The organism is Hymenobacter jeongseonensis, assembly GCF_015694725.1.
GTDB classification, from domain to species: domain Bacteria; phylum Bacteroidota; class Bacteroidia; order Cytophagales; family Hymenobacteraceae; genus Hymenobacter; species Hymenobacter jeongseonensis.
The window spans coordinates 247,904-273,969 of the sequence record NZ_JADQDQ010000005.1; the positions used below are offsets into that span (position 1 = coordinate 247,904).

The window sequence follows — 26,066 nt, forward strand, 5'->3', positions numbered from 1 at the left end:
TAGAATTATTACTCCTTAGGCTTGATATAAGCAGCCGCTAATCTCATTCCTGGTGGAAGATTTTCTCGGTAGTAATAAAGCACTGTATCGGTGTTATAAGAGACACTTTTAGCTGCTATTGTAACATTTGTTTTAGAATCTTCAACTTTGAAAATAAAAAGGTCAAATCCCACCTCTATCTCAAGCTGAAAGTTCATTTGATAGGCTTCTTCCTGTTCAGGAATAAAGAAAACAGGAGACGTTGTATCTGACTTCCAATACTTGAAATAGCAGGTGGCAAAAAACACGTTGTGAAACGTAATTTCTAATTCGTGATAATAAGAAAAATCAGTGCTTCCAGTAATAACCAAATCACTTCCATTGTAGGATGAAACATGAAAATCGAACCAAGCATTTTTCCTGATTAAAGCATCAATCTCTTCAACTGTTTTGCGCGTTTCATCCGTCATCACCAAGCTTATTAAAGACTGAGAACCCTTAGTTACCAAATTTCTCCAGCGCCTGCTGCTTCTTTCCAGCATCATCCAGCTTCCCATCAATGAGCCCATTGCCGCCGTACACGATGCGCTCGCCGGCCAGGGCCACCAGGCGCACGCGCTTGCGCTCGCCGGGCTCGAAGCGCACCGCCGTGCCGGCCGGGATGTTGAGGCGGAAACCGTAGGCGGCGGCGCGGTCGAAGTGCAGCGCCGCGTTGGTTTCGAAGAAGGGATAGTGCGAGCCGACCTGCACGGGCCGGTCGCCCATGTTCACGACGTCGACGTCCACCGTGGCGCGGCTTTCGTTGAGGATGATGTCGGCCGGGTGCAGCTGGTATTCGCCGGGCTGGGGGTGGCTGGCGTTGGCGGGCGCGGTGCCGGGGGCCGGGGCTTTGCTCAGGCCGGAGCCGTAGAGGGCCAGGGCGGCATCGCCGGTTTCGCGGCAGATGGGGTGGTGCACGGTCACGAGCTTGGTGCCGTCGGGGAAGGTGCCTTCGATTTGGACTTCGTGGAGCATGTCGGCCACGCCGGGCAGCACGTCGGCCAGGCCCAGCAGCTGCTTGCCCTTGTCCATGAGCACGGCCACCCGCTCGCCGTCGCGGATGAACTCCAGCAGCTGCGTGGCGATGAGGGCCAGGGCTTCGGGGTAGTTCAGGAGCAGGCCGCGGGCGTAGCGCTTCTGCGCCACGAAACCGGCTTGGTGGAGAACGAGCTTGTCGAGGTCTTTGGGGGAGAGGTGCATAAGCAGGGAGCAATAAAGAACGTCATGCAGAGCGCAGCGAAGCATCTCGCATGTGGTAGTAACTCAATCGTTCAACGATGCGAGCGAGATGCTTCGACTGCGCTCAGCATGACAGACGATTGATTTAGTAATGCACGCGAGATGCTTCGCTGCGCTCTGCATGACGTTCTTTTCGTTGTCGTTCTACCATCGCACATTCCCATAAATCATCCACCCGCCGTACCCAATGCACAGCAGCGACGACAAGGTAACGGCACTAAACTTCAACGTCCGGCTGATTTTCATGCGCTTGGTGAACGGCACGCTGCACAGCCCGGCCACGATGAACATACCCAGAATGGAGCCCACGCCGAATACCGCAAAATAGAGCACGCTCAGCCACGGGTCGCGGATTTCGCTCATGACCAGCAGTACCAGCGCGCCGCTGCCGGCCAGGCCGTGGAGCAGGCCCACGGCGTAGGCCGCGCGGGATGGGGCCACGCCGGGGCGCACCTTGGCGGCTGCGCGACGCTGGTCGAGCAGGCGGCTGATGCCCATGACGACTAGCATAAGGCCCACGGCGGCTTCGAAGTAGCCGGAAGTTAGGAGCGTGACGCGGCCCAGCAGGATAATACTGCCCACGACCACCAGCGTAGTGGTATGGCCCAGGCCCCAGTAGATGCCGTCGCGCAGGGCTTCGGCGAGGGTGTCGCGGCGGGAAATGAGGTTGCCCACGGCCAGTAAGTGGTCGGGTTCGAATGCGTGGCCCATTCCGGCTACGGAAGCAAATAAAATGGGTAACAGACCTTGCATCGACAGGGGTTATTGTCGAAATATAAGCTAATAACCGCTATTGGCCCTAAATTTTTCATGCCAATTTATAGATAAATCGAAAATCTACAAAAGCTACCTCTAACAATCAAGTATGATTTAGACCCCATCTTAGCGTACCGCTACTTTGCTAACAGCGTCCACACAAACGCACAAAAAGGGGTTAGACAAGCTAGCCGCCGTCTAACCCCTTTTTGTTCTTGCTGACACGAGTGGTTATTCCACTTAATGGTTACAGCAACCCTACACCGCTTTCGGCCATTTCCTGGCGCACCGCCTCGGGCCAGATGCTGACCTGCACCTCCCCGATGTGGGCCTTTCGCAGCAAAAACATGCTCACCCGCGACTGCCCAATGCCGCCACCGATGCTCTGCGGGAGTTGGTCGGCCAGCAGCAGGCTATGAAAATGGAGTTCCTGGCGCTCGGGGCAGCCGCGCAGTTCCAACTGGCGGGCCAGGGCCGCTTTATCCACCCGGATGCCCATGGAGGAAATTTCAAAGGAGGTTTCCAGCATGGGGTTCCAGAGCAGGATATCGCCGTTGAGGCCCTGGTGGCCGTCTTCGTTGGGAGTGCTCCAGTCGTCGTAGTCGGGGGCGCGACCGTCGTGAATTTCGCCGTGGCTCAGCTCCCCGCCGATGCCCATCAGGAAGACGGCACCGTATTCGCGGGCGGCCTCGTGCTCGCGCTGTTTGGGCGTGAGGTCTGGGTAGCGCAGCAGCAGGTCTTCGGCGTGCACGAAAGTGATGCGGGCCGGCAAAGTAGGCTCAATGCCAAACTGCTCGTGCACCAGCTGCTCAGTGGTTTTCAGGGCCTCGTATATGGTTTCCACCGTGGCTTTCAGAAACGGAATGGTGCGCTGTTCGGGCAGAATATGTTTTTCCCAGTCCCACTGGTCCACGTAGATGGAGTGGATGGGGCTATAGTCTTCGTCGGGGCGCAGGGCGCGCATGTCGGTCAGCAAGCCCTTGCCAGCGGGAATGCCCAGCTCGCGCAAGCGCAGGCGCTTCCACTTGGCCAGCGAGTGCACCACCACGGCGCGCTGCTCGGCCAGGGCCTTGATGGGGAATGCCACGGGGCGCTCAATGCCGTTCAAGTCGTCGTTGATGCCAGTGCCGTCGAGCACCACCAGCGGGGCCGATACTTTCACTAAGTGCAGCTGCCGCGCCAGCTCCTTGGCAAAAGTTTCTTTCACGAACGTAATGGCTTCTTCGGTTTCGAGCAGGTCGGCCGCGGTGGGCCAGGCGGTGGGGAGAGCATTGGTTTTCATGGGGCAAAACGTAGGGGTGAAGTTTGGAAATGTTGAATTATTAAAGTTTCAAAAGCGGGAGTTTGGGCAATAAGCGGCCACCTCCCACGCGGGGAGTTTTTTTTAAATTCCGGAATAGCGCCTCAAGGGCTGGGAAGGCCAAAAAAAAAGCCTTCCGAATTACGAAAGGCTTTTCAAAATGAAAATATGTTCTTAGATTTTTTACTTCTGAACAATAGCCTTCCTGTCTCGGAATAAATTATTATTATTCGAGTTATTCAAGAAGAAATTGTTGCTGAAAAAGGACATTACAGGGGCTTTTTGTCTTAGCTGAAGCAAGCTAGCTATAATTACTGGAAAGCGCAAGAATTAATTGTTTTGCCGATGAATTAAATCGGGCTAATTAGTTAAAAGCGAAATTTAACAATATCAAAAATATCGCACTCGCAAAGCATTCGGCCTGATTGTAAATATTCGTTTTAGGTCAACCACAATGCTGCATAAAGTCGGAACTACAGCTGGTTAATAAACTGCTTTCTACGTTCTCAAATGATGGTGCTTTTGCCATAGGCCACGTTGCTGCGGTGCAGGTAGCAGTCCATCAAATCCAGCACCCCGTAGGCAATAAATCCGCCGACCTGCTCGGTGGTGTAGGGAGTTGTGGCGTTGAGGTCGGGCGTGAGCACTTCCTCGTGCAGCGCGTGGGCCACGGCGGCGCGCACGGCGCGGGCTTCGTCGGGCAGGGCGAAGTAATCGAGCATGAGGGCGGCGGCCAAAACGGCGGCCAAAGGGTCGGCCGTGCCTCTGCCCCTGGCTTGCGGGTTGGGGCCGTGCAAGGGCTCAAACAGCGCAACGCCATCGCCCACCGAGGCGGAAGGCAACAGGCCTTGCGTGCCGGTCATCACGGCGGCCTCGCCCGTCAGCATATCGCCCACAAGGCTATCGGCCAGGATAACATCGAACTGCCGCGGATTGCGCAGAAGCTGCATCGCCGCATCTTGGGCCAGCAGGTAGCTCACAGCCACATCCGGATAGCCGCCCGCCAGTTCCTGCACCACTTCGCGCCAGCGGGACGAGGCCTCCAAGCCGTTGGGGTTATCCACGAGGGTGAGCTGGCGGCGGCGGGCCCGTGCGGCCCGAAATGCGCGACGGGCCATGCGTTCCATCACGGCAGGGTCGCTGGCGTCCTCGCCCCTGCTGCGCTCCTGCACAATGAGGATATCGGTACCGGCCACGTGGTCGGGCCGCAGCGGCGAATGCGCCAGCAACTGCGCATGCGCCGTCACGGGGCGCATGCTGCCGTAGGAGCCCAGGCTTTGGTGCAAGGCGCGCAGGGCTTGTTCGGGGTGCGTGTCGGCGGCATTATGGTCGTGCCGGGCGTCGCCGATGGGGCCGAGCAGCACGGCGTCGGCCTGATGGCAGGCATCGAGGGTTGCGGCGGGCAGCGAGCGGCCGGTTGCCTCAAGGGCTTCGGCGCCCAGCAAGTGGTATTCGAAAACGAAGTGGTGGCCAAACCGCTCGGCTACGGCCTTGAGCACGCGCACCGCCTCGCCACATACTTCCGGGCCGGTGCCATCGCCGGGCAACACAACAATTCGTTTGCTTACAACCTTATCTAGCGGATACATATCTGATATTATTGATGCGGATGGATAGCAGCCGGCTGCCGGCTGGGTAGGTAATCGGCTTCGGCAAAGCTTTGTAGCAGCGCCGCTTGCTGGTCAGCGTCAGCATTGAGGGCAAAGGCAATAATCTCCTCCCATACCGGCACACCGAGCGTTTGGGCAGACGCCTCTACCACCAGCTGCGTGTTGGGGTAATGCGTGACGCGAGCGAGCAGGCGTTGGTACACCCCGGGGCTTACCACCAAAGGCAGTAGGCCATTTTTCAAGGCATTGTGCCGAAAAGTTTCCGGAAAACTGGTGGCGATAATCACCTTGAACCCGGCGTCGTGCAGTGCGCGGGCGGCTTGTTCGCAACTCGCGCCACAACCAAAATTTTCGCCCGCGAGCAAAATCTGGCCGTGGTAGCGGGTGTCGTTCAGTACGAAGCCGTGCTTGGGTTGGCCGGTGGTTGCGTAGCGCCAATCGGCGAACAGGTGGGCCCCAAAGCCTTCCCGACCATCCGACGTCAAAAAACGAGGCGGAAGAATCTGCTCGTTGTCAATGTTCTCGATGGGCAGCGGAACCGCCGTAGAGCGCAGGGTCGGGATGGGGGCCATGGGAATTGGGGGCGTTAGGATGCAGGGCGGCTTTGGCTGACGTTTCGACACCAGTATCGGCTTCGTTTTGGCGCAGCTTGACGGTGGCGTAGCTAATCCAGTCACTGGATTTGGCTGCAGAGTAAGGCAGAATGGAGAGCTGTATCATAAATTATATTTTTCAGATAATAAAAGGGTTTTGGCGCAAGCGACACGCCGCGAGGGGCGCCAAAAACTCTATACAAGTACACGTTTCCTCGCGCCGCGGGAAAGCACTTTTTTCAACTCCTTACTATTTCCAACGGCACGCACATCACATTTAATTAGATGTTTTTCAAAGCATTATCAGATTGTCAGATACAGTCGCTAACCTGTCCTTTCGCCAGTATAACCACGCCTCCGCATGCGGCGAGCAGCCAAACGATTACTGCGATACCAAGGCTTCGACGGCTTCGGTCCCGGGCTGCGGCGCGGCTTCCGGCTCCCGGCCGCTAACCAGCGCACTGTAGCGCGCCGCCAATTGGGCCCCAAGGGTTTGCTCAAACGGGGTGCTGAAAACCAGGTCGTCCACCGAAGCCACGCCGATGACTTCGGCCGCGGTGCCCGTCATGAAAGCGCCGGTAGCGCCTTGCAGGGCCGAGGGCGTGAAGAACATTTCGGTGACAGTGATGCCTGCTTCGCGGGCCAGGTCGATGATGGTATTGCGGGTGATGCCGCGCAAAATGCTGCCCGCCGGCGCCGTAAACAGCTCGCCGTGCTTCTCCATGAAGAAATTGGCGCCGGGGCCCTCGGCCACGAAGCCGTTCATGTCCAGCAGCAACGCTTCGTCGAAGCCGCGGCTTTTGGCCTCGGAGCTGGCAATGATAGAGTTGGCGTAATGGCCCGACACTTTGGCTTCGATGGGCACGGCCCGGGGGTTGGGCCGCTCGTAGGGCGAAATGGTGAGGCGCAGGCTTTGGCTCCCTAGGTATTTGCCCCAATGCCACACGGCCAGCAGCAGGTTGCCAGCGGCGGGCGTGGTGAGCATCATGTGGGGTGCCGCAGCGAAGGCCAACGGCCGGATGTAGGCATCGGACAGGTTATTTTTGGCCAGCAGCTCGTAGCTGATGGCTGTGAGTTCCTCTACCGAGTAGTTCAGGGGCAAGCCAATGGCCTGGCAGGAATAGTGCAGGCGCTCGAAGTGCTCGCGGGCCTTGAAAATGCGGGTTCCCGCCGGGGTGTTGTACGCGCGCAGGCCCTCAAACACGGCATAGCCGTAGTGCAGGGACTGGGCATATGCCCCGCAGGTGGCCTGTTCGGCCGGCACAAATTCCCCATCTAGATAAACGAGGGTGTTGTTATCGAAATACATAAAAAAAAACGTTGATTACGAGTATAAAGGGCACGAAAAAGCCTTTCTGAGCACGGGGCTAAGAAAGGCCGGTTCCTGGCGGGCAAACACACACGGCCGCCCCAAGGCAACTTTACCGCGCCAGGGCAACGGGGTGGTGAAGCAGGCTGCGTGGTAATTTAAAGGCCGGGCGGGCCGGAACCAGCCGGGGTGTTCGTACTTAGCTTGCGCCGCGCTAGTGGCAGAGCCTGTCCCAAAACGGGGTTGACGGTTCTGAGGGCCCGGGTTTCGGTCGGCTCCTGAGCGCAATTTTAGGCGAAGGGCGCGGGGCAAAAAACGCACCTCTAAGGATGCCTACTATTTCTAAGCGCAATAATTGCCGCTGTAACTCATTCATAAAAAGCCAGTAAGGCAACAACTAATTACGATGCCAAACGAAAGCAGCGACTCCGTATTTCAGTTGATAAAGTCACTAACACGCTCCGAAAAGCGACACTTCCGCCTGTTTGCCAACCGCCAGGGTTCGACGGAGGGCCTGAAGTTCCTGCAGCTCTTCGATGCCTTCGACACGGCCGGACAGTACGACGAGGAACGGGTGCTGGCCCAGGTGCCTGCCATCAAAAAAGTGCAGCTGGCCAACCTCAAGGCCAACCTTTACCGGCAACTGCTTTCGAGCCTGCGCATGTACCACGCCGGCCAAAACCTCGATATTCAGCTGCACGAGCAGCTCGACTACGCCCGTGTGCTGTACAACCGCGGCCTCTATCAGCAAAGCCTGCGCATGCTGGAGCGGGTGAAACTAACTGCCCAGCAGGCCGGCATGGCCCATATTGCCCTGCAGGCCCTCGACTTTGAGAAGCTCATCGAGGCCCAATACATCACGCGCAGCCTGCGGGGCCGGGCCGAGCAACTCTCTGCCGAAGCCCTGACGCTGGTGGAGCACGTCAGCCAGCAACACAAATTATCGAGCCTGGCGCTGCGCATGTACGGCTTTTACCTGCAAATTGGCCACGCCCGCAACCAAGCCGATTACGACCGGCTGACCACGTTTTTTCGAGGCGCTCTGGAAAACGTGGACATGTCAAATCCCGACTTTTTTGAGGAGCTGTACTACTACCAGGCCCACGTGTGGTACCACACCATCACCCAGAATTTTGTGGCCTGCTACCGCTACGCCCAGAAGTGGGTCGATTTGTTTGAGCGCCACCCGGCCATGCGCGAGCAGCAAACCATGCTCTACCTCAAGGGCCTGCACAACCTCTTGATAGCCAGCTATAATTTGCTGTATTATAGCAAATTTATAAAGGTCCTGGATACCCTCGAAGCCTTCGCGGCTGACCCGGACCGCCGCTCTAATCCCAACATCGACGTGCTGCTGTTTCTCTACAGCTACACCAACCGGATAAACGCCTCTTTTATGCGCGGGCAATTCACCGAGGGCCTGGCCATTGTGCCGCCGCTGCTGGCCCACCTGGCGCAGTTTCAGCAGCAGCTCGACCCGCACCGCCTCATGGTGTTCTACTACAAAATTGCCAGCCTGTACTTCGGCAGCGGCGATTTCAACAAGGCCATCGAGTACCTCACCAAGATTATTCAGTTCAAGGAAAGTGCCTTGCGCGAGGACATCCAGTGTTTTGCGCGCATCCTGAACCTGATTGCGCACTACGAGGCCGGGCGTGACGAGAGCTTGGAGTACCAGGTGAAATCGGTATACCGTTTCCTGGGCAAGATGAACGACCAGCAGCAGATGCAAGTCGCCATTTTTCAATTTCTGCGCTCGCTAGGCAACATGAATCCCCAGGAATTGAAAAATGCTTTTGTAGACCTCAAAACCCAACTCACAATCATTGCCGCCAATCCCTTTGAACGGCGGCCATTTATGTACCTCGACATCATTTCCTGGCTCGAAAGCAAGATTGAGAATCGGTCGGTTGAGGAAATCATGCAGCGCAAGTTCGCGCTATTGAAGTAGGTGGTTGAGACTGTTTGAGAGGGCTCGGGTTGTGAAACCGTCATGCAGAGCGTAGTGAAGCATCTCGCTTGCCGGCAGTAATTAGTTGAAGCACGCGAGATACTGCGCTCGGCATGACGAGTGAGGAATCCGTGGTTTGACGTTGTACGCTTGACCTTTACAAAAACCTAATGTTTAAGGCATTACAGATAATTACAGAAGGCTAGAAATAGTAAAGCAGCGGGAAATATTTATTCACTGGCCGAATGCTGGCCGGTTCTTTAAATAACTGTGTGCAGTTGGCCGGTTTCACCCCGCTGCTCGCGCACGTCCCCGCTCCGCATATGACTTTCCACGCCCCGATACCATCCACCGACGCTCCGCAGGGCCTGTACCGCCCCGAATTTGAGCACGATGCCTGCGGGACCGGTTTCATCACCTACCTCAACGGCCGCAAAACCCACCAGACCATCACCGACGCGCTGACCATGCTGGAAAACATGGAGCACCGCGGCGCCTGCGGCTGCGATGCCGACTCCGGCGACGGGGCTGGCCTGCTCATCCAGATTCCGCACTGGTTCCTGCTGGAAGAGTGCGTGGCGCTGAATATCCGCCTGCCCGAGCCGGGCAGCTACGGCGTGGGCTTCGCCTATTTGCCGAAGGACGAAAAGCTGCGCGAAGCCTGCCGGGAAGTCATTAACGGCGCGGCGGCGCGGCTGGGGTTTCCGCTGCTGGGCTACCGGCCCGTGCCGGTGAACCCGACCGGCATCGGCCCCACGGCGCTGGCGGCTGAGCCTGTGATGGAGCAGGTATTCTTCGGCCGGCCAGCGGGCATCACGAATCCCGATGATTTTGAGCGCAAGCTGTACGTGCTGCGCCGCCTGATTTTCAAGACGGTGCGCGAGACGGTGACCGCTGCGATGGACGTGTTTTACTTTGCCTCGCTCTCGTGCAAAACCATTGTTTACAAGGGCCAGCTGACCACTTACCAGGTGCGCGGCTACTTCCCTGACCTGAGCGACGAGCGGGTGACGTCGGCGTTTGGGCTGGTGCATTCGCGGTTTTCCACCAACACGTTTCCGAGTTGGAAGCTGGCCCAGCCGTTCCGGTTTTTGGCGCACAATGGGGAGATTAATACGCTGCGGGGCAATCTGAACTGGTTTTATGCGGGCTTGCGCAGCTACGTGTCGCCGTACTTCTCGGCCGAGGAAATGGACATGCTGCTGCCGGTGGTCGATGCCGGGCAGTCGGACTCGGCCTGCCTCGATAACGTGGTGGAAATCCTGCTGCATTCGGGCCGCCCGCTGCCGCACGTGATGATGATGCTGGTGCCCGAAGCCTGGGACGGCAACACCCAGATGGACCCGCTCAAAAAGGCCTTCTACGAGTTCCACGCCACGTTTATGGAGCCTTGGGACGGCCCGGCGGCCCTGCTTTTCACCGATGGCAAGCTCATTGGGGCCATGCTGGACCGCAACGGCCTTCGCCCCCTGCGCTACCTCGAAACCACCGACGGCCGCGTGCTGGTGGCCTCCGAGGCCGGCGTGCTGGGCATCGACCCCGCCACCGTGGTGCAGAAAGGCCGGCTCCAGCCCGGCAAAATGCTGCTGGTGGATACCGTGGCCGGCCGCATCATCACCGATGAAGAATTGAAGGCCCAGGCCGCCGGCCGCCAGCCCTACGGCGCGTGGCTGAACGAGTACCAGATTCAGCTCGACGAGCTGCCCGAACCGCGCCAGATGTTCACGGAGCTGGCCGCCGACTCCGTTTTCAAGTACCACCAAGTGTTCGGCTACACCCGCGAGGACATCGACGTGCTCATCACCCCGATGGCGCTGGAGGCCAAGGAACCCATCGGCTCGATGGGCGTGGATGTGCCGCTGGCCGTGCTTTCCGACCAACCGCAGCACCTGAGCAGCTACTTCAAGCAGTTTTTCGCGCAGGTCACCAATCCACCCATCGACCCCATCCGGGAGCGGCTGGTGATGAGCCTGGCCACTTTTCTGGGCAACAACGGCAACATTCTGGACGAGGACAAGCACCACTGCCACTGCGTGGCGTTGCGCCAGCCCATCCTCTCCAACCTAGAGCTGGAGAAGCTGCGCAGCATCGACACCGGCATGTTCAACGCCAAGACTTTGCAAACCTATTTCCGGGCCGATGGCAAGCCCGGCGCGCTCGAAAACGGCCTCGCCCGCCTCTGCCGCTACGCCGAGGATGCGGTGAACGACGGGTTTGAAGTGCTGATTTTGTCGGACCGCGCCGTGGATTCGCTGCACGCGCCCATTCCTTCGCTGCTGGCCGTGTCGGCCGTGCATCACCACCTGATTAAACTCGGTTTCCGGGGTTCGGTGGGCTTGGTGGTGGAGGCCGGCGACGTGTGGGAAGTGCACCATTTCGCCTGCCTGCTGTCGTTTGGGGCCACGGCCATCAACCCCTACCTGGCGCTGGCCACCATCCGGACCATGCACGAGGCCGGGCAGTTCAACACCGCGTTGGACCACGCGCAGTTGAATTACAACTACATCAAAGCCGTGTGCGACGGCCTGCTGAAGATTTTCTCGAAGATGGGGATTTCGACCTTGCAGAGCTACCACGGCGCGCAGGTGTTCGAGATTCTGGGCCTGAACCAGGCCGTGGTAGATGCTTATTTCTGCGGCGCGGTCACGCGCATTAGCGGGCTGGGGCTGGATGAAATAGCCCGCGAAACGCTCTACAAGCACTTTCAGGGTTTCAAAAGCACCACGCCTGAGGAGCAGACTTTGCTGCCCGACGGCGGCCTCTACCACTGGCGGCGGCGAGGCGAGGCGCACATGTTCAACCCCGAAACCGTGCACCTGCTGCAACTGGCGACGCGCACCAACAACTACGCCACCTACCAGCGCTATGCGAAGCTGATTAATGAGCAGCCGGAGCGCATGTTCACCCTGCGCGGCCTGCTGGATTTCGCCCACCACCGCGACCCGATTGCGCTGGAGGAAGTAGAGCCGGCCGAGGGCATCATGAAGCGGTTTGCGACGGGTGCGATGTCGTTTGGCTCGATTTCGCACGAGGCGCACAGCACACTGGCCATTGCCATGAACCGCATCGGCGGCAAAAGCAACACCGGCGAGGGCGGCGAGGACCCGCTGCGCTACGAGGTCATGGAAAACGGTGATTCCATGCGCTCGGCCATCAAGCAGGTGGCGTCGGCGCGCTTCGGCGTCACGGCCCACTACCTCACCAACGCCGACGAGCTGCAAATCAAGATGGCGCAGGGCGCCAAGCCCGGCGAGGGCGGCCAGCTCCCCGGCCACAAAGTAGACGAGTGGATTGCCAAGGTGCGCCACGCCACGCCCGGCGTCGGCCTGATTTCGCCCCCGCCGCACCACGACATCTACTCCATCGAAGACCTGGCCCAGCTCATCTTTGACCTGAAAAACGCCAACCGCGCCGCCCGCATCAACGTGAAGCTGGTTTCGAAGGCAGGAGTGGGCACCATCGCGGCCGGCGTCGCCAAGGCCCACGCCGACGTCATCCTGATTGCCGGCTACGACGGCGGCACGGGCGCCTCGCCCATCAGCTCCATCAAGCACGCTGGCCTGCCCTGGGAGCTGGGCCTGGCCGAAGCCCACCAAACCCTAGTGCGCAACCAGCTCCGCAGCCGCGTGGTGCTGCAAGCCGACGGCCAGCTAAAAACCGGCCGCGACCTGGCCGTGGCCGCCCTTCTGGGGGCCGAAGAATGGGGCGTGGCCACGGCCGCACTGGTAGCAGGAGGCTGCGTGATGATGCGCAAGTGCCACCTCAACACCTGCCCCGTGGGCGTGGCCACCCAAGACCCGGAGCTGCGCAAGCTTTTCACCGGCCAGCCCGAGCACATCGTGAACCTGTTCCGTTTCCTGGCCGAGGAACTGCGCGAAATCATGGCCGAGTTGGGTTTCCGCACCATCAACGAGATGGTGGGCCGCCCCGAATTCCTGAAAGTGCGCGAGGGCATCACCCACTGGAAAGCCCGCCACCTCGACCTGGCCGACATGCTGCACCCGGCCGTGAACATCTCCGGCGGCACCCTTTACCACAGCGAGGCGCAGGACCATGGCATCAGCGGCATCCTGGACTGGCAGCTGCTCGACCACGCCCAACCGGCCCTCGATGAGCAGACGCCGGTTTTCGCCGAGTTCGAGGTGCAGAACATCGACCGCACCATTGGCACGCTGCTCTCGAATGAGATTGCCAAGCGCTACCACGCCGCCGGCCTGCCCGACAACACCATCAACTTCCGGTTCCGCGGCTCGGCGGGCCAGAGCTTTGGCGCGTTCAGCGTGCGGGGCTTGTCCTTCGCGCTCGAAGGAGAGGCCAACGACTACGTGGGCAAGGGCCTGAGCGGCGCGCAGTTGGCCATCTTCCCCTCCCCTTCCGCGCATTTCGTGCCCGAGCAGAACATCATCATCGGCAACGTGGCGCTGTATGGGGCCACCTCCGGCACGCTGTTCGTGCGCGGCCAGGCCGGCGAGCGGTTTGCCGTGCGAAACTCTGGTGCTACCGCCGTAGTCGAAGGCGTAGGCGACCACGGCTGCGAATACATGACGGGAGGCCGCGCCCTCATCCTGGGCCAGACGGGCCGCAACTTCGCGGCCGGCATGAGCGGTGGCATCGCCTGGGTCTACGACCCCGAAGGGCTATTTCCCCAAAACTGCAACCCCGAAATGGTCGAGCTTGACCCACTCGACGACGACGACGAAGACCAGATTCGGGAGCTGCTGCGGAAGCACGTGGAACTGACGGGAAGTCAAGTGGCAGCGTTTCTGTTAGGAAACTGGAATGAGGAGGCCGGGAAGTTCGTGAAGGTGTTCCCGAGCGACTATAAGAAGGTGCTGCAAAAGGCTCGGTATGCGGAGGTGGGGTGAAAGAACGTCATGCAGAGCGCAGCGAAGCATCTCGCGTGCTTCAACTAATTAATTGCTCCGAGCGAGATGCTTCGCTGCGCTCTGCATGACGTTCTTGCGCTGCTCCAAAATGCCTATTTATGTACGTCTACCTCCTCACTAATCCAAACCGCACAGTGCTTTACATCGGTGTCACCAGTAACCTGCCACGCCGGCTTGAAGAGCACAGTAATAACCTCGGTAACCACGGGAAATTCACCGGCCGCTACCAAGCCAATCTACTTGTCTACTTCGAACTTCTTCCCGACCCTACGCAGGCTATTGCCCGCGAAAAAGAGCTGAAGGGCTGGAGCCGCGCCAAGAAAGAAAAGCTCATTATCGGATTCAATCCCAAATGGGAAGCCATTGATTTGGATACTTGGACGGGCCCAGCCAATAATTTATAAACAACCATAAGCCATCATGCAGAGCGGAGCGAAGCATCTCGCGTGCAACCACTAATCCAATCGCAAGAAAAGAATTACTTCCGCACGCGAGATGCTTCGCTCCGCTCTGCATGACGTTCTAATACCACCTGACATTCCATGCCTAACCCCACCGGTTTCAAAGAATTCGCCCGCGAGTTGCCGCCCAAGGCCGCGCCGCGGGAGCGCGTGGCTCACAACCACGAATTTGTGGGCACTTACTCCGAAGGACAGCTCACCCAGCAGGCGGCCCGCTGCATGGACTGCGGCATTCCGTTCTGCCATTCGGGCTGCCCGCTGGGCAACATCATCCCCGAATTCAACGACGCCGTGCGCGAGGAGAAGTGGGAAGATGCTTACCAGATTCTTAGTGCCACCAACAACTTCCCGGAGTTCACCGGCCGCATCTGCCCCGCGCCGTGCGAGGCGGCGTGCGTGCTCAGCATTCACAGCAGCCCCGTGGCCATTGAGGAAATCGAGAAACACATCATCGAAATTGCCTTCGCGAAGGGTTACGTACAGCCCACGGCCCCGGTCCTGAAATCGGGCAAGACAGTGGCCGTGGTGGGCTCGGGTCCGGCGGGACTGGCGGCGGCGGCGCAGCTGGCCAAGGCCGGCCACACCGTTACGGTGTTCGAGCGCGACGACCGGCCCGGCGGCCTGCTCCGCTACGGCATCCCCGATTTTAAGCTGGATAAGTGGGTCATCGACCGCCGCATCGACCTGCTGAAGGAAGACGGCATCAGCTTCCGCTGCAACACCGAAATCGGCCGCGACTTGCCCTTTGCCCAGCTTACCCGCGACTTCCACGCCGTGGTGTTGGCCGGCGGGGCCAACGTGCCGCGCGACCTCGACATTCCCGGCCGGGAGCTGCCCGGCATCCACTTTGCCATGGACTACCTCACCCAGCACAACCGCCGGGTGAGCGAGCTGGAATTGACGGATGCGCCCATCTGGGTGGAGGGCGAGGACGTGGTGGTTATCGGCAGCGGCGACACGGGCTCCGACTGCGTGGGCACGGCCAACCGCCAGCGGGCGCGCTCGGTCACGCAGTTCGCCCTCATGCACCAGCCCGGTGCCGAGCGCCCCGCCCACACGCCCTGGCCGCTGGAGCCGCACATTTTCCGCAGCAGCACCTCGCACGAAGAAGGCTGCCAGCGCTACTGGGGTATCAACACCAAAGAATTTCTTGCCGATGAGCACGGTCGCCTCCGGGCCCTGCGCGTGAGCGATGTGACCTGGGAAACCGACGTCATGGGCCGCCGCATCCGCTTCGAGGAGGTGCCCGATTCCGACCGCGAAATCCCCTGCCAGCGCGTGCTGCTGGCCTTGGGCTTCACCGGCCCCCGCGTGGATGGCCTCCTGAACGAGCTTGAAATCGACCTCGACCCGCGCGGCAACGTGCTGGCCGACGACAAAACTTTCGTCACAAACCAGCCCAACGTTTTCGTGGCCGGCGACATGCGCCGCGGCCAGTCACTGGTCGTCTGGGCCATCTCGGAAGGCCGCGAAGCCGCCCGGCAAGTGGATTTGCTGCTGACGGGCAAGACCGCGCTATCAAGCAAAAATGCGGTGGGGATGTTTGCGTAACGGCTATCATTGCGAGTGGAGCATTCTGCGCATAAAAGCAGAGACGCAACGCGGCAGTCCATCCTGCAAATGCGACCAGCCAGATAATGCAACAAGCCCCGGCATTCTACAATGTCGGGGCTTATTGTTTTAACGCTGATTAACTTAATACTCTTTATTATTTGGAAAGTCCCGATGCGTTCAGCCGCTCCAGTTGCGCACGTAGTGATTTGCACCATGTATCATCGGCAGTCTGGCAAACCGCATTTTCCGTTAGGGCTTGTTTTACCAAGGTGTTCGTAGCAGCATCAGAGTAATTAAGCAGCGCGCTGGCCACCACATATTGGTCAAATGGCCTGCGAGTCGTTCGCAACTCGGCAACCAGGAGCGGCCGGAGCCACGGGAAGTTGTACCGTTTATCAAGCTGACAAAGGGCTGTAAGTTCACTCCAGCGAAATACTTGTACTCCATGCTGGGCTACCCGGCGGAAAGCGGCACTGTCTTGCTGCCAGATGGTTCGCAGCATTGTGCTGGCTACCGAGTCGGTCCCTCGTTCATAGGAGGGGCCGTAGCGGCCCTGGTCATCCGGTTTGTAGTTCAGAAAGCCTTCCGCAAACGTCTTGGCTGCTTGTCGAGGATTTCGCTGAATTAATTGAGAAACCAAGTGCAGACGACTTGTGTGATGCTGCACCCACAATTGTTCGACAACTGCCTGGAAAGCCGAGATAGGGGCTTTCTCTAAACTGTTCGCCATGTTTATGGCAGAGTTCTCATCGTGCACTTCGAATCGAACGAGGCTATCGAGCAGCTGCACGGCCCGCACATTGTTGAACGCCGCTACTGCCTCATAATATTCATATCGACTGTTTCCTTTATCAGTAAGCCGATATTTTGCAATCAGTGGCCAGAACGCAGGATGCGGGAATCGTGCCACGGCCGGAAACGCATTATGGTCGAACCGAAGCAGCAGGTTTAAGTCCGGCTCCCGCCGATAGGCTGCCAGCGCCGCTGCGTAGCCCCGATTCTGTTCCTGTTGTGGGTCCACTGAGCTGCATAATTTCCTTACATCCTCATAAGAGCCTGGATAAGCATTGTTGTCCTCCAGGCAATTTTCCAGCAGCGTATAATGGACATGTTCGCCTTCGTTGGCCAATCGCAGCGCAGTGCTATCCATTCGATGCAGTATCGAATGATAAAGCAGACTATCCGCTTGAGAAGGAAACCCTGGCTGCCGATGTGACCGCGCCGCAGCCTCGGCATTGCGTATGCGGTGGTACAGTTGTTCAGAGGCATGCAGGTAATTGACTCGGTCGGCCCCCCACGCATGGTATTGGTAACTAATGGGACGGTCTTTCCGAATCAACCAGGCAAAAATCTCATGCAGACGCGCATAATGCCGGTCGGCGAGCGCCATAGCGGCATAAAGCTGCATGGCGGGATTGTGGCGACGAGTCAGTTTTACTAGTTGCTCTACTGAGGTACTGTCGCGCAGCTTCACAAAGCCAGGAGACGGCTTGTCATAATCCTCCCGAAGAATAATGCGCCGGACTTGGGCCCGGCCACCAAGCCGAAAGGTGTATTCGGGTAGCACGTCCCACCCTTGCGCCTGCATCGGCAAGCAATACAGCACTAGCATGGCAATGAATAGTAACCGAATTACTTTCATGGACTCCGCTTAACCGGCAGACGGATTGGTTAGTACTGTGCCAAAGATAGAGCTGAAGGCTCCGGCAGTCAGTTTGGCAATCTCATTGGCCAATTTTGGTGCGAGTTACTGGACTCACCCCACACTCGCCCTCTAATATCCTACCCTATTGCCTTCTGCACCCACGGCTTCAGCCCGGGTACTTTGGCTAGGCTCACTGCGGCGTTCACCAGCCACGCCTTGTTGCTCAGAAAACGCATGAGGCGGTAGCTTTTAGCCAACTTACGGCCAATTTTTTCGGCCACCTGCGCATCGTACTGCTGTATGAATTCGGCCCCGTACTCTTGCTTTTTGAAACATGCCTCGGCTTGGCCAGCGGCTAGAATGCCGCTTTGAATGGCTGTATCGATGCCGTGGCCCTGTAGCGGGTCAATCAGCGAGGCAGCATCTCCACAAAGGATAAACCGCTCGCCGCTGATGGGCCGCACACGGCCGCCACCCAGTGGCAGCCCAAAACCCACGATGGGGCCCAACTGCCGGGCCCCGGCAAAGCGGCCGGCCAGGGCAGGGTGCGTAGCCAGCAGGCGCGTCATGGTTTCCTTCAGGTCGACTTTGTGCTGAGCCACTACTTCGGCCAGCATGCCCAGGCCCACGTTGTAGCGCCCCCCGCCCACCGGAAACAGCCAGATGTAGCCCGCCAAATAGTCGCGGGTCAGAAAAAACTCGGTGGTCCCACTTTCGGCTCCCGCAATACTCTCGAAATAGGCCCGCACGCCCACGCAGTGGTGGGCGCGGGCCAGCCGGGGCTCGGGCAGCAATTTGCGGCCCACGGCAGAATTGGCACCGTCGCAGCCGATGACCAGTTGGCAAGTGATTTCTGGGCCTAGCGTGGGTTGCAGCCGCACGTGGTCGACTTCCATCGCAAGGCTTTTCAGGGCGGTGTTTTCGAGGATGACGGTGGCTGGGGCGTGGGTACGCACCAGAGCCAGCAGGGCCGCATCGAAAGTTTCGCGGGGGCAGTTGAAACTGGGGAGCTTCCATTGCAGGTCGAGGCGGCCGCCGTTGGGGGCTACAAGGCGGGACTGCCGCACGGCGTCGAGCGGCTGGAGCTGCCAGAGGCTATCGGCAAAGGCCGGGTCGAGCTGGCGCAGGGCCTTGAGGGCGTGGCCAGGAATGGCATCGCCGCACACTTTGTCGCGGGGAAACTGGGCTTTGTCGAGCAGTGCCACGCGCAGGCCGCTCTGGCGCAGGCCCAGGGCACACGCGGCCCCGGCCGGGCCCGCGCCGATGATGGCAACGTCGTAGTCGAAGAGAGAAGTAGGAGGCACGGCTTCAAAGGTAGCGGGCCGGGCCCGGCCCCTTTCGGAAAATTGTGGCCCGCGGTGGCTAGTGGCCACCTCTCCTGCCCAAAAATGCTCCACTAGCCATGGTACATTTTTTAGAGTATTGTTGACGGAAGGTTGGGACATTTCGTTTGACATTAACGCCAAGTGGCGCAACCCGCGGGCTTGTTCGGGGGTACAAGCTCACAACCGCTGTGCTGCTTCGATGCACTTCTTACTGGTCCTTTGCATTGAGCACAACTATAACTCCCTTGATTCCGGCTGATGACGCTGCCCGCCTGCGGGTGCTTGAGCGCTATCAACTATTGGATGCCCGCAGCGAAAAGGTGTTGGACGCCGTGACTGCCGCCGCCGCGCAGTTGTTTGGGGTTTCCAACGCCATGCTGTCCATTGTGGAGGAAGACACCGTGCTAATTAAAGCGCCCTACAACCTGCCGGTGGCCATTGAACGGATTCCGCGCCAGCAAAGCCTGTGCTCGGCTACTATTTTGCAGGAAGAGACGGCGGTGTTCGAGGACCTGAACAAAGCCAGTGCTCCTGGGGTCGACATTTCTCTGGTGCAGCAGTTGGGCCTGAATTTTTATGCCGGGCACAACCTGCGCGCCCCCGATGGCCACAACATTGGCACGCTTTGCCTGTTCGACGGCCCGCCCCGGCAGTTTTCTCCCGCCGAACGCACGCTGCTGAAGACGTTGGCGGGCTTGGTCATGCGCCTGCTGGAGTTGCGCCGCACGCTGGGTGCGCACGCCGGGGCCACCGCCATGCTCTGGGACATTGTGTACAAGGCCATTGGCGAACAGTTGGCGCGGCTTACGGCCCTGGCCAACCGCGCGACCCCGGCAACGCACGGGCCCCTGACGCCCGCTGTGGCCAAAGAGGCCGGCGACATTGTCGGCACCATCGACCAGTTTGTAGCCGCTACCTTGCGCCGCACTTAATTCCGGGCCGCCAGAGGTGGCTTACTTTTGCGGCGTTTCTGTGTTCGTAGCATTATGGTTGACAACAACAAGGTGAAAACGCTGGCCCTGCTGGGGTCTACGGGTTCCATTGGCACGCAGGCGCTGGAGGTGGTGCGGCAGCAGCCGGGCCGGTTTCGGGTGGCGGTGCTTAGCGCGCATCGCCAGTGGGAATTGCTGGCCCGCCAGGCCCAGGAGTTTCGGCCCGCCGTGGTCGTCATTGGCGACGACAGTGGGTACCAACTTCTCAAAGCGGCGCTGGCGAACCAGCCCGAAACCAAAGTCCTGGCCGGCGCCGCTGCCTTGGCCGACGTGGTGACGCGTCCCGAAATCGACATTGTACTCACGGCCCTGGTGGGCTACGCCGGGCTGCTGCCCACGGTGGCGGCCATCCGGGCCGGCAAAGACATTGCCCTGGCCAACAAGGAAACCCTGGTAGTGGCCGGCGAACTGGTTACGGGTTTGGTAAAAAAACACGGCGTGCGCCTGCTACCCGTCGATTCCGAGCACTCGGCCATCTTCCAGTGCCTGGTGGGAGAAGAGGCGAATCCCATCGAGAAAATCATTCTTACGGCGTCGGGAGGTCCATTTCGCGGCCGCTCGGCCCAGCAAATGGAGCTAGTGACCAAGGCCCAGGCCCTGAAACATCCCAACTGGGACATGGGCGCCAAAATCACCATCGACTCCGCCTCCCTCATGAACAAGGGCCTGGAGGTAATCGAGGCCAAGTGGCTGTTTGGCCTCGGCAATGAGCAGGTGGACGTGGTGGTGCACCCGCAAAGCATCGTGCACTCGCTGGTGCAGTTTCAGGACGGCTCGCTGAAAGCCCAACTGGGCCTGCCCGACATGAAGCTGCCCATTCAATACGCCCTGGGCTACCCGCAGCGGCTGGCCAATACCTTCCCGCGCTTTTCTTTTCTCGACTACCCCACGCTCACCTTCGAGGCCCCCGACCGGGCCGCTTTCCCCAACCTCGAGCTGGCCTTCGGGGCCATGCGGCGGGGCGGCAACGCGCCCTGCGTGCTCAACGCCGCCAACGAAGTGGCCGTGGCCGCGTTTCTGCGCGATGAAGTGGGCTTCCGGCAGATGTCGGATTTGGTGGCCGGGTGCCTGGCACGGGTTTCGTACCTTGCAGAGCCGTTGCTGGCTGACTTAGTGGCCACCGATGCGGAAACGCGCCGCGTGGCGGAAACGCTACTGTAAAAACTTTTGTCATGCTGACGAAAGACGCATCTTATCACGGCGGCTTTTGTCAGAACTACTAATCATTGAGGCGCTAGCGTGATAAGGTTCTTCGCTACGCTCAGGATGACCGATAATTAATACCCTTCCCTTGGAAATTCTCACCATGATTGGCCAGCTGCTGCTGGCGCTCTCGCTGCTTGTTGGCTTGCACGAATTCGGCCATTTTGCCTTCGCCAAGCTCTTTAAAATTCGGGTCGATAAGTTTTACATCTTCTTCGACTTCCTGTTTCCGATGCCGAACGTGGCCAACTTCGCGCTCGTCAAGAAAAAGATTGGCGAGACGGAATACGGCATTGGCTGGTTCCCGCTCGGCGGTTACGTCCAAATTCACGGCATGATTGACGAGACGCAGGACGCCTCGATGCTGGCCGGCGAGCCCCAACCCGACGAGTTCCGCGGCAAGCCCGCCTGGCAGCGCCTGCTGGTGATGCTCGGCGGCATCATCATGAACGTCATCACCGGCATTGTAATTTTCGCGGCCATGACCTTCCACTACGGCGACGTCTTTTTGCCGGCTACGGAGGCACGCTACGGCATTTTGCCCAACGGGCTCGGCCGCGAAATCGGCTTTCAGACCGGCGACAAGATTGTAAAAATCAACGGCCGGCCCTTCACCGAATTCGACGACGTGTACAAGCCCGACGTCATCATGGGCTCCAACTCGTTCTACACCGTGGAGCGCGGCGGGCAGTTGGTCGACATCAACATCCCAAAGGACTTCCTCGACAAATTCGCCAAGCAAAGCGCCGACAGCCTGCTGGTGCGCCCCCGCGAAACCTTCGCCGTGGAGCGCGTGGTAGCCGGTGGGGCCGCCGCTAAAGCGGGCCTCAAGGCCGGCGACAAGATTACCACCGTGGGCGGGCAGCCCGTGCAGTTCTTCGACGAGCTGCAAGCCGCCCTGCTGGCCAACAAGGGCAAGAAAACCCCGGTACTTGTGGAGCGCAACGGCCAACCCATCCCCCTTGCCATTGAGGTGAGCGAGTCGGGCCGCATCGGCTTCGAGCGCAAATCAACCCTGAAACTGGGCACCCGCAGCTATTCCGTTGCCGAATCTATCCCGCAGGGCGTGAGCAAGGCTTTTGGCGTGATTGGCCTGCAGGCCCGCGCTTTTGCCAAAATGGGCCGGGGCGAAATCTCGGCCTCGGAGAGCCTGGGCGGCCCCGTGGAAATAGCCCAGCAATTCGGCGGTACCTGGGACTGGCAGCACTTCTGGGGTTTGGCCGCCGGCCTGAGCATGGTGCTGGCCTTCATGAACCTGCTGCCCATTCCGGCCCTCGACGGCGGCCACGTGGTGTTCCTGCTCTATGAAATGATTGCGCGCCGCAAGCCTTCGGATAGAATCATGGAAGGCGCCCAACGCGTTGGCACGGTTCTTATTCTGGCCCTGATGGCTTACGTCATGATATTTAAGCAGGTAATGAAGTTGTTTTAAGCAGCTTCTTGCCGCTTCTCACAGCTCCTCTCTATGAACGTGCGGTTCCCGATGCGCTTCCTCACGGCCCTGGCCGCTCTCACCCTGTTGGCCACCTCGGCGTGGGCGTTGCACGCCTACCATTCCAGTTTGATGGAGCTGCGCTACAACGCCGGCAAAAAGCAGTTGGAGGTAGCGGTCAAGGTGTTTACCGACGACTTTGAGAAGGCACTTTCACAGGGCCAACCCGCCCCGGTGAACCTGAGCGAACCGGGCCCGCGCCCCCTGGCCCTCACTACTGCCTACCTGCAGCGCACCCTCAAATTTAGCACCGCCGCGGGCGCTCTGCTCCCACTCCAGGTGCTGGGATTGCAGCAGGAAAAGGATGGCTACTGGCTCTATTGCAAAGTGATGCTACCGGGTCCGGTAGGCGGCGTGCAATTGCGCCAAGCCATGCTGCTCGACGTATTTGGCGACCAGATGAACATTGTAAACGTCGAGGCCGGCGATAAAAAGCAGAGTGTGCTGTTCCGCGCCGGCCACGAACAAGAGTTGCTGACCTGGTAACGCCGGAGGCGCTCCGCGCTACTGCGCGCACCAGAGAGGTATTAAGACAGAACCAAGAAACGCCTGAAGCAAGAGCAGCTTCAGGCGTTTTTGGGTTTAATGATTACGCCGAGCCGCTTCTACGGCGCCACGGCCCGACGCAGAAACTGGCAAAACGGCACCATGGCCCGGAACACCTCCGGCACAAGCGCCCGAAAATCGGCGTGGTTCAGCACCTCTTCATCCGGCATTTGGTGGGCTGCGGTGAAGGATTTGTGCTTGAGCAGTTCGATTTCGGGGTGGTCGACAGAGTAGGCGGCGGGTGATTTCTTCAGCTTATCGCCGCTCATGCCGCCGAAGTAGCGCTGGAAATCGGGCGCGGCCAGCAGGGCTTTGAGTTCGTCGGCGTTGTAATCGATTTCCTGACGGATGGCGGCTAGCTGCGTTTTATCGGGCACGTAGAGCCCGCCGCCGATGAGCGTGCTGCCGTTGGGGCCCACCTGGACGTAATAGCCCGGCGTTTCAATATCCTTGCCGCTGGCGGTGAAGTAGGCCGAAAAATGCGTCTTGTACGGGTCCTTGTTGTTGCTGAAGCGCACGTCGCGGTAGATGCGGAAGATGCTTTTGCGGCCTTGCGGACCAGCGATGGCCGGGTCGAGCTTCCCCAATTCCTGAAACCAGAATTCGGCGTCCTCTTCAAATTGCTTTCGCAACTGGTCGTAGGTAGGTTTGCGCTCCTGGAACCAGGGCCGGTCGTTGTGCTTGGCCAGGCCCGTGAGGAAAGTGAAGAGGGGTTTGAGCTGCATGGGGTGATTTCAGGAAGGGCACATCCGCCGTCCTAATCAGGAAGGGGACGGTCGAACCAAAGGCTCGGGCACGGGTAATTGGAAGGTTGCAAGTGCTGAATAATGGACCCATCACTCGCTGCTGCAAAACACCGAACTATTTTCTAAATAGCCGGAGCTGTTTATTGTTCAGCAGCTGGCGCAGAAGGTCCTGCTTCATAAACCACCCCGCTGAATAGATGAATAGCAAAACCAGTAGCGCACAAAATAGAAACACCTGAATGCCGTTGTAGGGCCATTCACCTTTTCTTGGTTGTGGTTATGTTGCGTCGGTTGTCGTGCTGCCTGTTGGTGCTCTTGTCCATTACGCAGCTGCTGGCGCAGTCCTGCACCACGCCCACCGAAGAGGCCGCGGGCACCGGCAATCTGGCGGGCACGGCTCAGGCGGATTTTTGGCGGCAGCAGCTGCGGTTTCCACGGGTGCGGGTGGCGTACGAGGCCGTCGGGCCAGGTGTGGCCAACCTGCTGCGCACCCATTACCTCGACGCCCGGCGCCTGGAAATCATGGTGCGCGTCATCAAAACCAACCGGGAGCTGGAGGTGTGGGCCCGCAACCAGAACAGAGGGCCGTTCGAGCTACTACAGACTTATCCGCTGGCGGCGACCTCCGGCAAGCTGGGGCCCAAACGCCGCGCCGGCGACCGCCAAGTGCCGGAAGGCTTCTACGAAATCGACCGCTTTAATCCAAAGAGCGACTACCACCTTTCGCTGGGCCTGAACTACCCCAACGCCGCCGACCGGGCGCTGGGCGAACCCCAGCCCGGCGGCGACATTTTCATCCACGGCGGGGAGGTCACCATTGGCTGCCTGCCCATCACCGACGCCGGCATCGAGGAAGTATACCTGCTGGCGGTGGCGGCGCGGGCGGCGGGGCAGGCGGCTATTCCGGTGCACATCTTCCCGTTTCCCATCACCGAAAAAGAGCTATCCAAACGCCCAAATAGCCCACATGTCGCCTTTTGGCGGGGGTTGATGTCGGGCTACGCGCACTTTGAAAAACACCACGACGTGCAGGCGGCGCCCGCGCGGCTTGTGGCAAGCGAATAGCGCATGATGAGCCGTAGTACCCGGCCCGCCCGTGGTTAACTTGCCGCCGTGCCGCGTTTCCTCCTGCTTTTCCTGGTCCTGATTGCCTTGTTCAACCTGAGCCGGGTGCTGCGCGAACCCCGCCCCGATGCCGACCGAGCCATGGATTTCCGAACCTGCTACGTGGGCCAGGCCGTGCTGCGGGCCGGCCAAAACCCCTACGACGACGCTACGCTGAAACGCGGCTGGCAGCGCATCGTGCAGCAGGAAAACCTAACCAGCCGCACCCAGCCCGGCCTGCCCAACCTGCCGTTTCTGTACCCGCCGTGGGCAGCGGCCTTGTTTGGTGGTACCGTGGGGCAACTGCCGTATGCCTTGGCGTGGCCGCTGTGGGGCGCGCTGGCACTCCTGAGCCTAATGTTGCTGGGCTGGCTGTGGCCGAAAATTTTGCAATCCGAATCGGGGAAACAGATGCAGTGGTGGCACTTCCTGCTGGCTGCCCTGGCCCTGAAAGGCACTGTTCCGGCGTTGCTCACGGGGCAACCCACTTTTGCGGCGCTGGCGCTAGGCGTGGGTGCGCTGGCCGTGGGCCACAGGACGGCCTGCCGGTACTTGCCACGGCTGAGCAGCGCCACGGAGACGCATGATTCTACTGGTATAGTTTTCCAAAATCCATCTATCAACCCATCGGCGTGGCCGGCTGTCCTGGCCGGTGTATTGCTGGGATTCGCCGCTTTCAAGGTGACACTGCTCTTGCCTTTTGCCGCGTGGTTTATGTGGAAAAAGCAGTGGTTGCCACTGGTTGTAGCAGCCGGCATAGTAGCGCTGCTGAGCGTCGTGGCGTGGCATTGGGCCGGTACGCCGGCCGAATTGTTGCCCACTTACCAGCACTTGGTGGGGCAGGTGCGCGCCCAATCATTCGACCCCGCTGACCCCGACTATCCCCTTACCCAAGGCATGACGCTGCGGGTGGAGTTGGGCAATGTGCTGGAATGGCTGCGGCCGGGCAGCAGTGCCTGGCATCCGGTGCTGCACGGGGCGCTGTGGCTGGCCGCCGGGCTGCGGCTACTCTGGCTGCGGCAGCGCAGTGCCCCACTAGCCGATTGGTATCTGTTTCTGGTACTCAGCACGCTCACTTTGCTCACCACGTATCACCTGTACTACGATGCCGTGCTGTTGCTGGCGCTGCTGGCATTTGCCCCTACGCTTTCCAAGCCGCTGCGATGGCTGCTGCTGGTACTGGTGCTGCCCCTGCTGCTGCCTCTTAACGGCCTAGCTTTGGCACTGGGCAACCCAGTGGCGCTGCATTTTGTGTATTTCCTGGTGCCGTTGGGGCTGCTGGGGGTTTTGGTATTGTTGCTGACAAGGCCGGTGCGGACCTTCCCGAATAAGTAAG

Annotated in this window: 21 protein-coding genes; 10 read left to right on the forward strand and 11 right to left on the reverse strand. The window is 59.6% G+C overall.

Going from position 1 to position 26,066, the window contains the following annotated elements; all coding sequences use genetic code 11:
- Nucleotides 1–8 precede the first annotated feature (8 nt).
- From I2I05_RS12790 to I2I05_RS12825, 8 genes are all read right to left on the reverse strand, one after another.
- Complete coding sequence (locus I2I05_RS12790; RefSeq protein WP_196282779.1) at nucleotides 9–548, reverse strand: hypothetical protein; 540 nt, start codon at nucleotides 546–548, stop codon at nucleotides 9–11.
- Nucleotides 478–1,218 (reverse strand): urease subunit beta, encoded by a 741-nt coding sequence (locus I2I05_RS12795; protein ID WP_196282644.1) that lies wholly within the window; start codon nucleotides 1,216–1,218, stop codon nucleotides 478–480. Before I2I05_RS12795 ends, I2I05_RS12790 begins: the two co-directional genes overlap by 71 nt.
- 183 nt (nucleotides 1,219–1,401) lie before the next feature.
- A complete protein-coding gene (locus I2I05_RS12800) occupies nucleotides 1,402–1,968 on the reverse strand; it encodes an urease accessory protein (protein WP_196282645.1) in 567 nt (188 codons plus the stop codon).
- 292 nt (nucleotides 1,969–2,260) lie between these two features.
- A complete protein-coding gene (asnA, locus tag I2I05_RS12805; RefSeq protein WP_196282646.1) occupies nucleotides 2,261–3,295 on the reverse strand; it encodes an aspartate--ammonia ligase in 1,035 nt (344 codons plus the stop codon).
- A gap of 524 nt (nucleotides 3,296–3,819) precedes the next feature.
- The gene (locus I2I05_RS12810) at nucleotides 3,820–4,902 is read right to left on the reverse strand and encodes an isocitrate/isopropylmalate family dehydrogenase (protein WP_196282647.1); all 1,083 of its coding nucleotides are present in this window, start codon (nucleotides 4,900–4,902) and stop codon (nucleotides 3,820–3,822) included.
- Between the two features lie 8 nt (nucleotides 4,903–4,910).
- Entirely contained in the window at nucleotides 4,911–5,495 is a 585-nt protein-coding gene (gene leuD / locus I2I05_RS12815) for a 3-isopropylmalate dehydratase small subunit (RefSeq protein WP_196282648.1), read from the reverse strand.
- Nucleotides 5,437–5,643 carry a hypothetical protein gene (locus I2I05_RS12820; protein WP_196282649.1) on the reverse strand — a complete coding sequence of 69 codons (207 nt, stop codon included), beginning with the start codon at nucleotides 5,641–5,643 and terminating at the stop codon, nucleotides 5,437–5,439. The genes leuD and I2I05_RS12820 overlap by 59 nt, the downstream gene beginning before the upstream one ends.
- A 255-nt stretch (nucleotides 5,644–5,898) precedes the next feature.
- Nucleotides 5,899–6,825 (reverse strand): branched-chain amino acid transaminase, encoded by a 927-nt coding sequence (locus I2I05_RS12825; RefSeq protein WP_196282650.1) that lies wholly within the window; start codon nucleotides 6,823–6,825, stop codon nucleotides 5,899–5,901.
- 406 nt (nucleotides 6,826–7,231) lie between these two features.
- Between I2I05_RS12825 and I2I05_RS12830 the strand changes: the two genes are divergently transcribed.
- From I2I05_RS12830 to I2I05_RS12845, 4 genes are all read left to right on the forward strand, one after another.
- Nucleotides 7,232–8,776 (forward strand): hypothetical protein, encoded by a 1,545-nt coding sequence (locus I2I05_RS12830; protein ID WP_196282651.1) that lies wholly within the window; start codon nucleotides 7,232–7,234, stop codon nucleotides 8,774–8,776.
- Nucleotides 8,777–9,099: 323 nt separating this feature from the next.
- Nucleotides 9,100–13,641 (forward strand): glutamate synthase large subunit, encoded by a 4,542-nt coding sequence (gltB, locus tag I2I05_RS12835; RefSeq protein WP_196282652.1) that lies wholly within the window; start codon nucleotides 9,100–9,102, stop codon nucleotides 13,639–13,641.
- 119 nt (nucleotides 13,642–13,760) lie between these two features.
- Nucleotides 13,761–14,066 carry a GIY-YIG nuclease family protein gene (locus tag I2I05_RS12840; RefSeq protein ID WP_196282653.1) on the forward strand — a complete coding sequence of 102 codons (306 nt, stop codon included), beginning with the start codon at nucleotides 13,761–13,763 and terminating at the stop codon, nucleotides 14,064–14,066.
- A 138-nt stretch (nucleotides 14,067–14,204) separates the two neighbouring features.
- Nucleotides 14,205–15,674 (forward strand): glutamate synthase subunit beta, encoded by a 1,470-nt coding sequence (locus I2I05_RS12845; protein ID WP_196282654.1) that lies wholly within the window; start codon nucleotides 14,205–14,207, stop codon nucleotides 15,672–15,674.
- 157 nt (nucleotides 15,675–15,831) lie between these two features.
- On the opposite strand, the gene I2I05_RS12850 is transcribed toward I2I05_RS12845, so the two are convergent.
- Entirely contained in the window at nucleotides 15,832–17,289 is a 1,458-nt protein-coding gene (locus I2I05_RS12850; RefSeq protein WP_196282655.1) for a hypothetical protein, read from the reverse strand.
- A gap of 170 nt (nucleotides 17,290–17,459) precedes the next feature.
- The gene (locus I2I05_RS12855) at nucleotides 17,460–18,626 is read right to left on the reverse strand and encodes an NAD(P)/FAD-dependent oxidoreductase (RefSeq protein WP_196282656.1); all 1,167 of its coding nucleotides are present in this window, start codon (nucleotides 18,624–18,626) and stop codon (nucleotides 17,460–17,462) included.
- Nucleotides 18,627–18,871: 245 nt separating this feature from the next.
- Here I2I05_RS12855 and I2I05_RS12860 point away from each other — a divergent pair, with 245 nt between their 5' ends.
- From I2I05_RS12860 to I2I05_RS12875, 4 genes are all read left to right on the forward strand, one after another.
- A complete protein-coding gene (locus I2I05_RS12860; RefSeq protein WP_196282657.1) occupies nucleotides 18,872–19,579 on the forward strand; it encodes a GAF domain-containing protein in 708 nt (235 codons plus the stop codon).
- 54 nt (nucleotides 19,580–19,633) lie between these two features.
- Nucleotides 19,634–20,800 carry a 1-deoxy-D-xylulose-5-phosphate reductoisomerase gene (locus I2I05_RS12865; RefSeq protein WP_196282658.1) on the forward strand — a complete coding sequence of 389 codons (1,167 nt, stop codon included), beginning with the start codon at nucleotides 19,634–19,636 and terminating at the stop codon, nucleotides 20,798–20,800.
- 130 nt (nucleotides 20,801–20,930) lie between these two features.
- Complete coding sequence (rseP, locus tag I2I05_RS12870; RefSeq protein WP_230688315.1) at nucleotides 20,931–22,274, forward strand: RIP metalloprotease RseP; 1,344 nt, start codon at nucleotides 20,931–20,933, stop codon at nucleotides 22,272–22,274.
- Nucleotides 22,275–22,307: 33 nt separating this feature from the next.
- Nucleotides 22,308–22,820 (forward strand): DUF6702 family protein, encoded by a 513-nt coding sequence (locus I2I05_RS12875; RefSeq protein WP_196282659.1) that lies wholly within the window; start codon nucleotides 22,308–22,310, stop codon nucleotides 22,818–22,820.
- Nucleotides 22,821–22,939: 119 nt separating this feature from the next.
- Here the strand turns inward: I2I05_RS12875 and I2I05_RS12880 are convergent, their stop codons facing one another.
- A complete protein-coding gene (locus tag I2I05_RS12880; protein WP_196282660.1) occupies nucleotides 22,940–23,605 on the reverse strand; it encodes a DUF2461 domain-containing protein in 666 nt (221 codons plus the stop codon).
- Nucleotides 23,606–23,905: 300 nt separating this feature from the next.
- Here I2I05_RS12880 and I2I05_RS12885 point away from each other — a divergent pair, with 300 nt between their 5' ends.
- Both I2I05_RS12885 and I2I05_RS12890 read left to right on the forward strand, forming a co-directional pair.
- Nucleotides 23,906–24,691 carry a L,D-transpeptidase family protein gene (locus I2I05_RS12885; protein ID WP_230688316.1) on the forward strand — a complete coding sequence of 262 codons (786 nt, stop codon included), beginning with the start codon at nucleotides 23,906–23,908 and terminating at the stop codon, nucleotides 24,689–24,691.
- A 48-nt stretch (nucleotides 24,692–24,739) separates the two neighbouring features.
- The gene (locus I2I05_RS12890) at nucleotides 24,740–26,065 is read left to right on the forward strand and encodes a glycosyltransferase family 87 protein (protein WP_196282661.1); all 1,326 of its coding nucleotides are present in this window, start codon (nucleotides 24,740–24,742) and stop codon (nucleotides 26,063–26,065) included.
- Nucleotide 26,066: the final 1 nt, after the last annotated feature.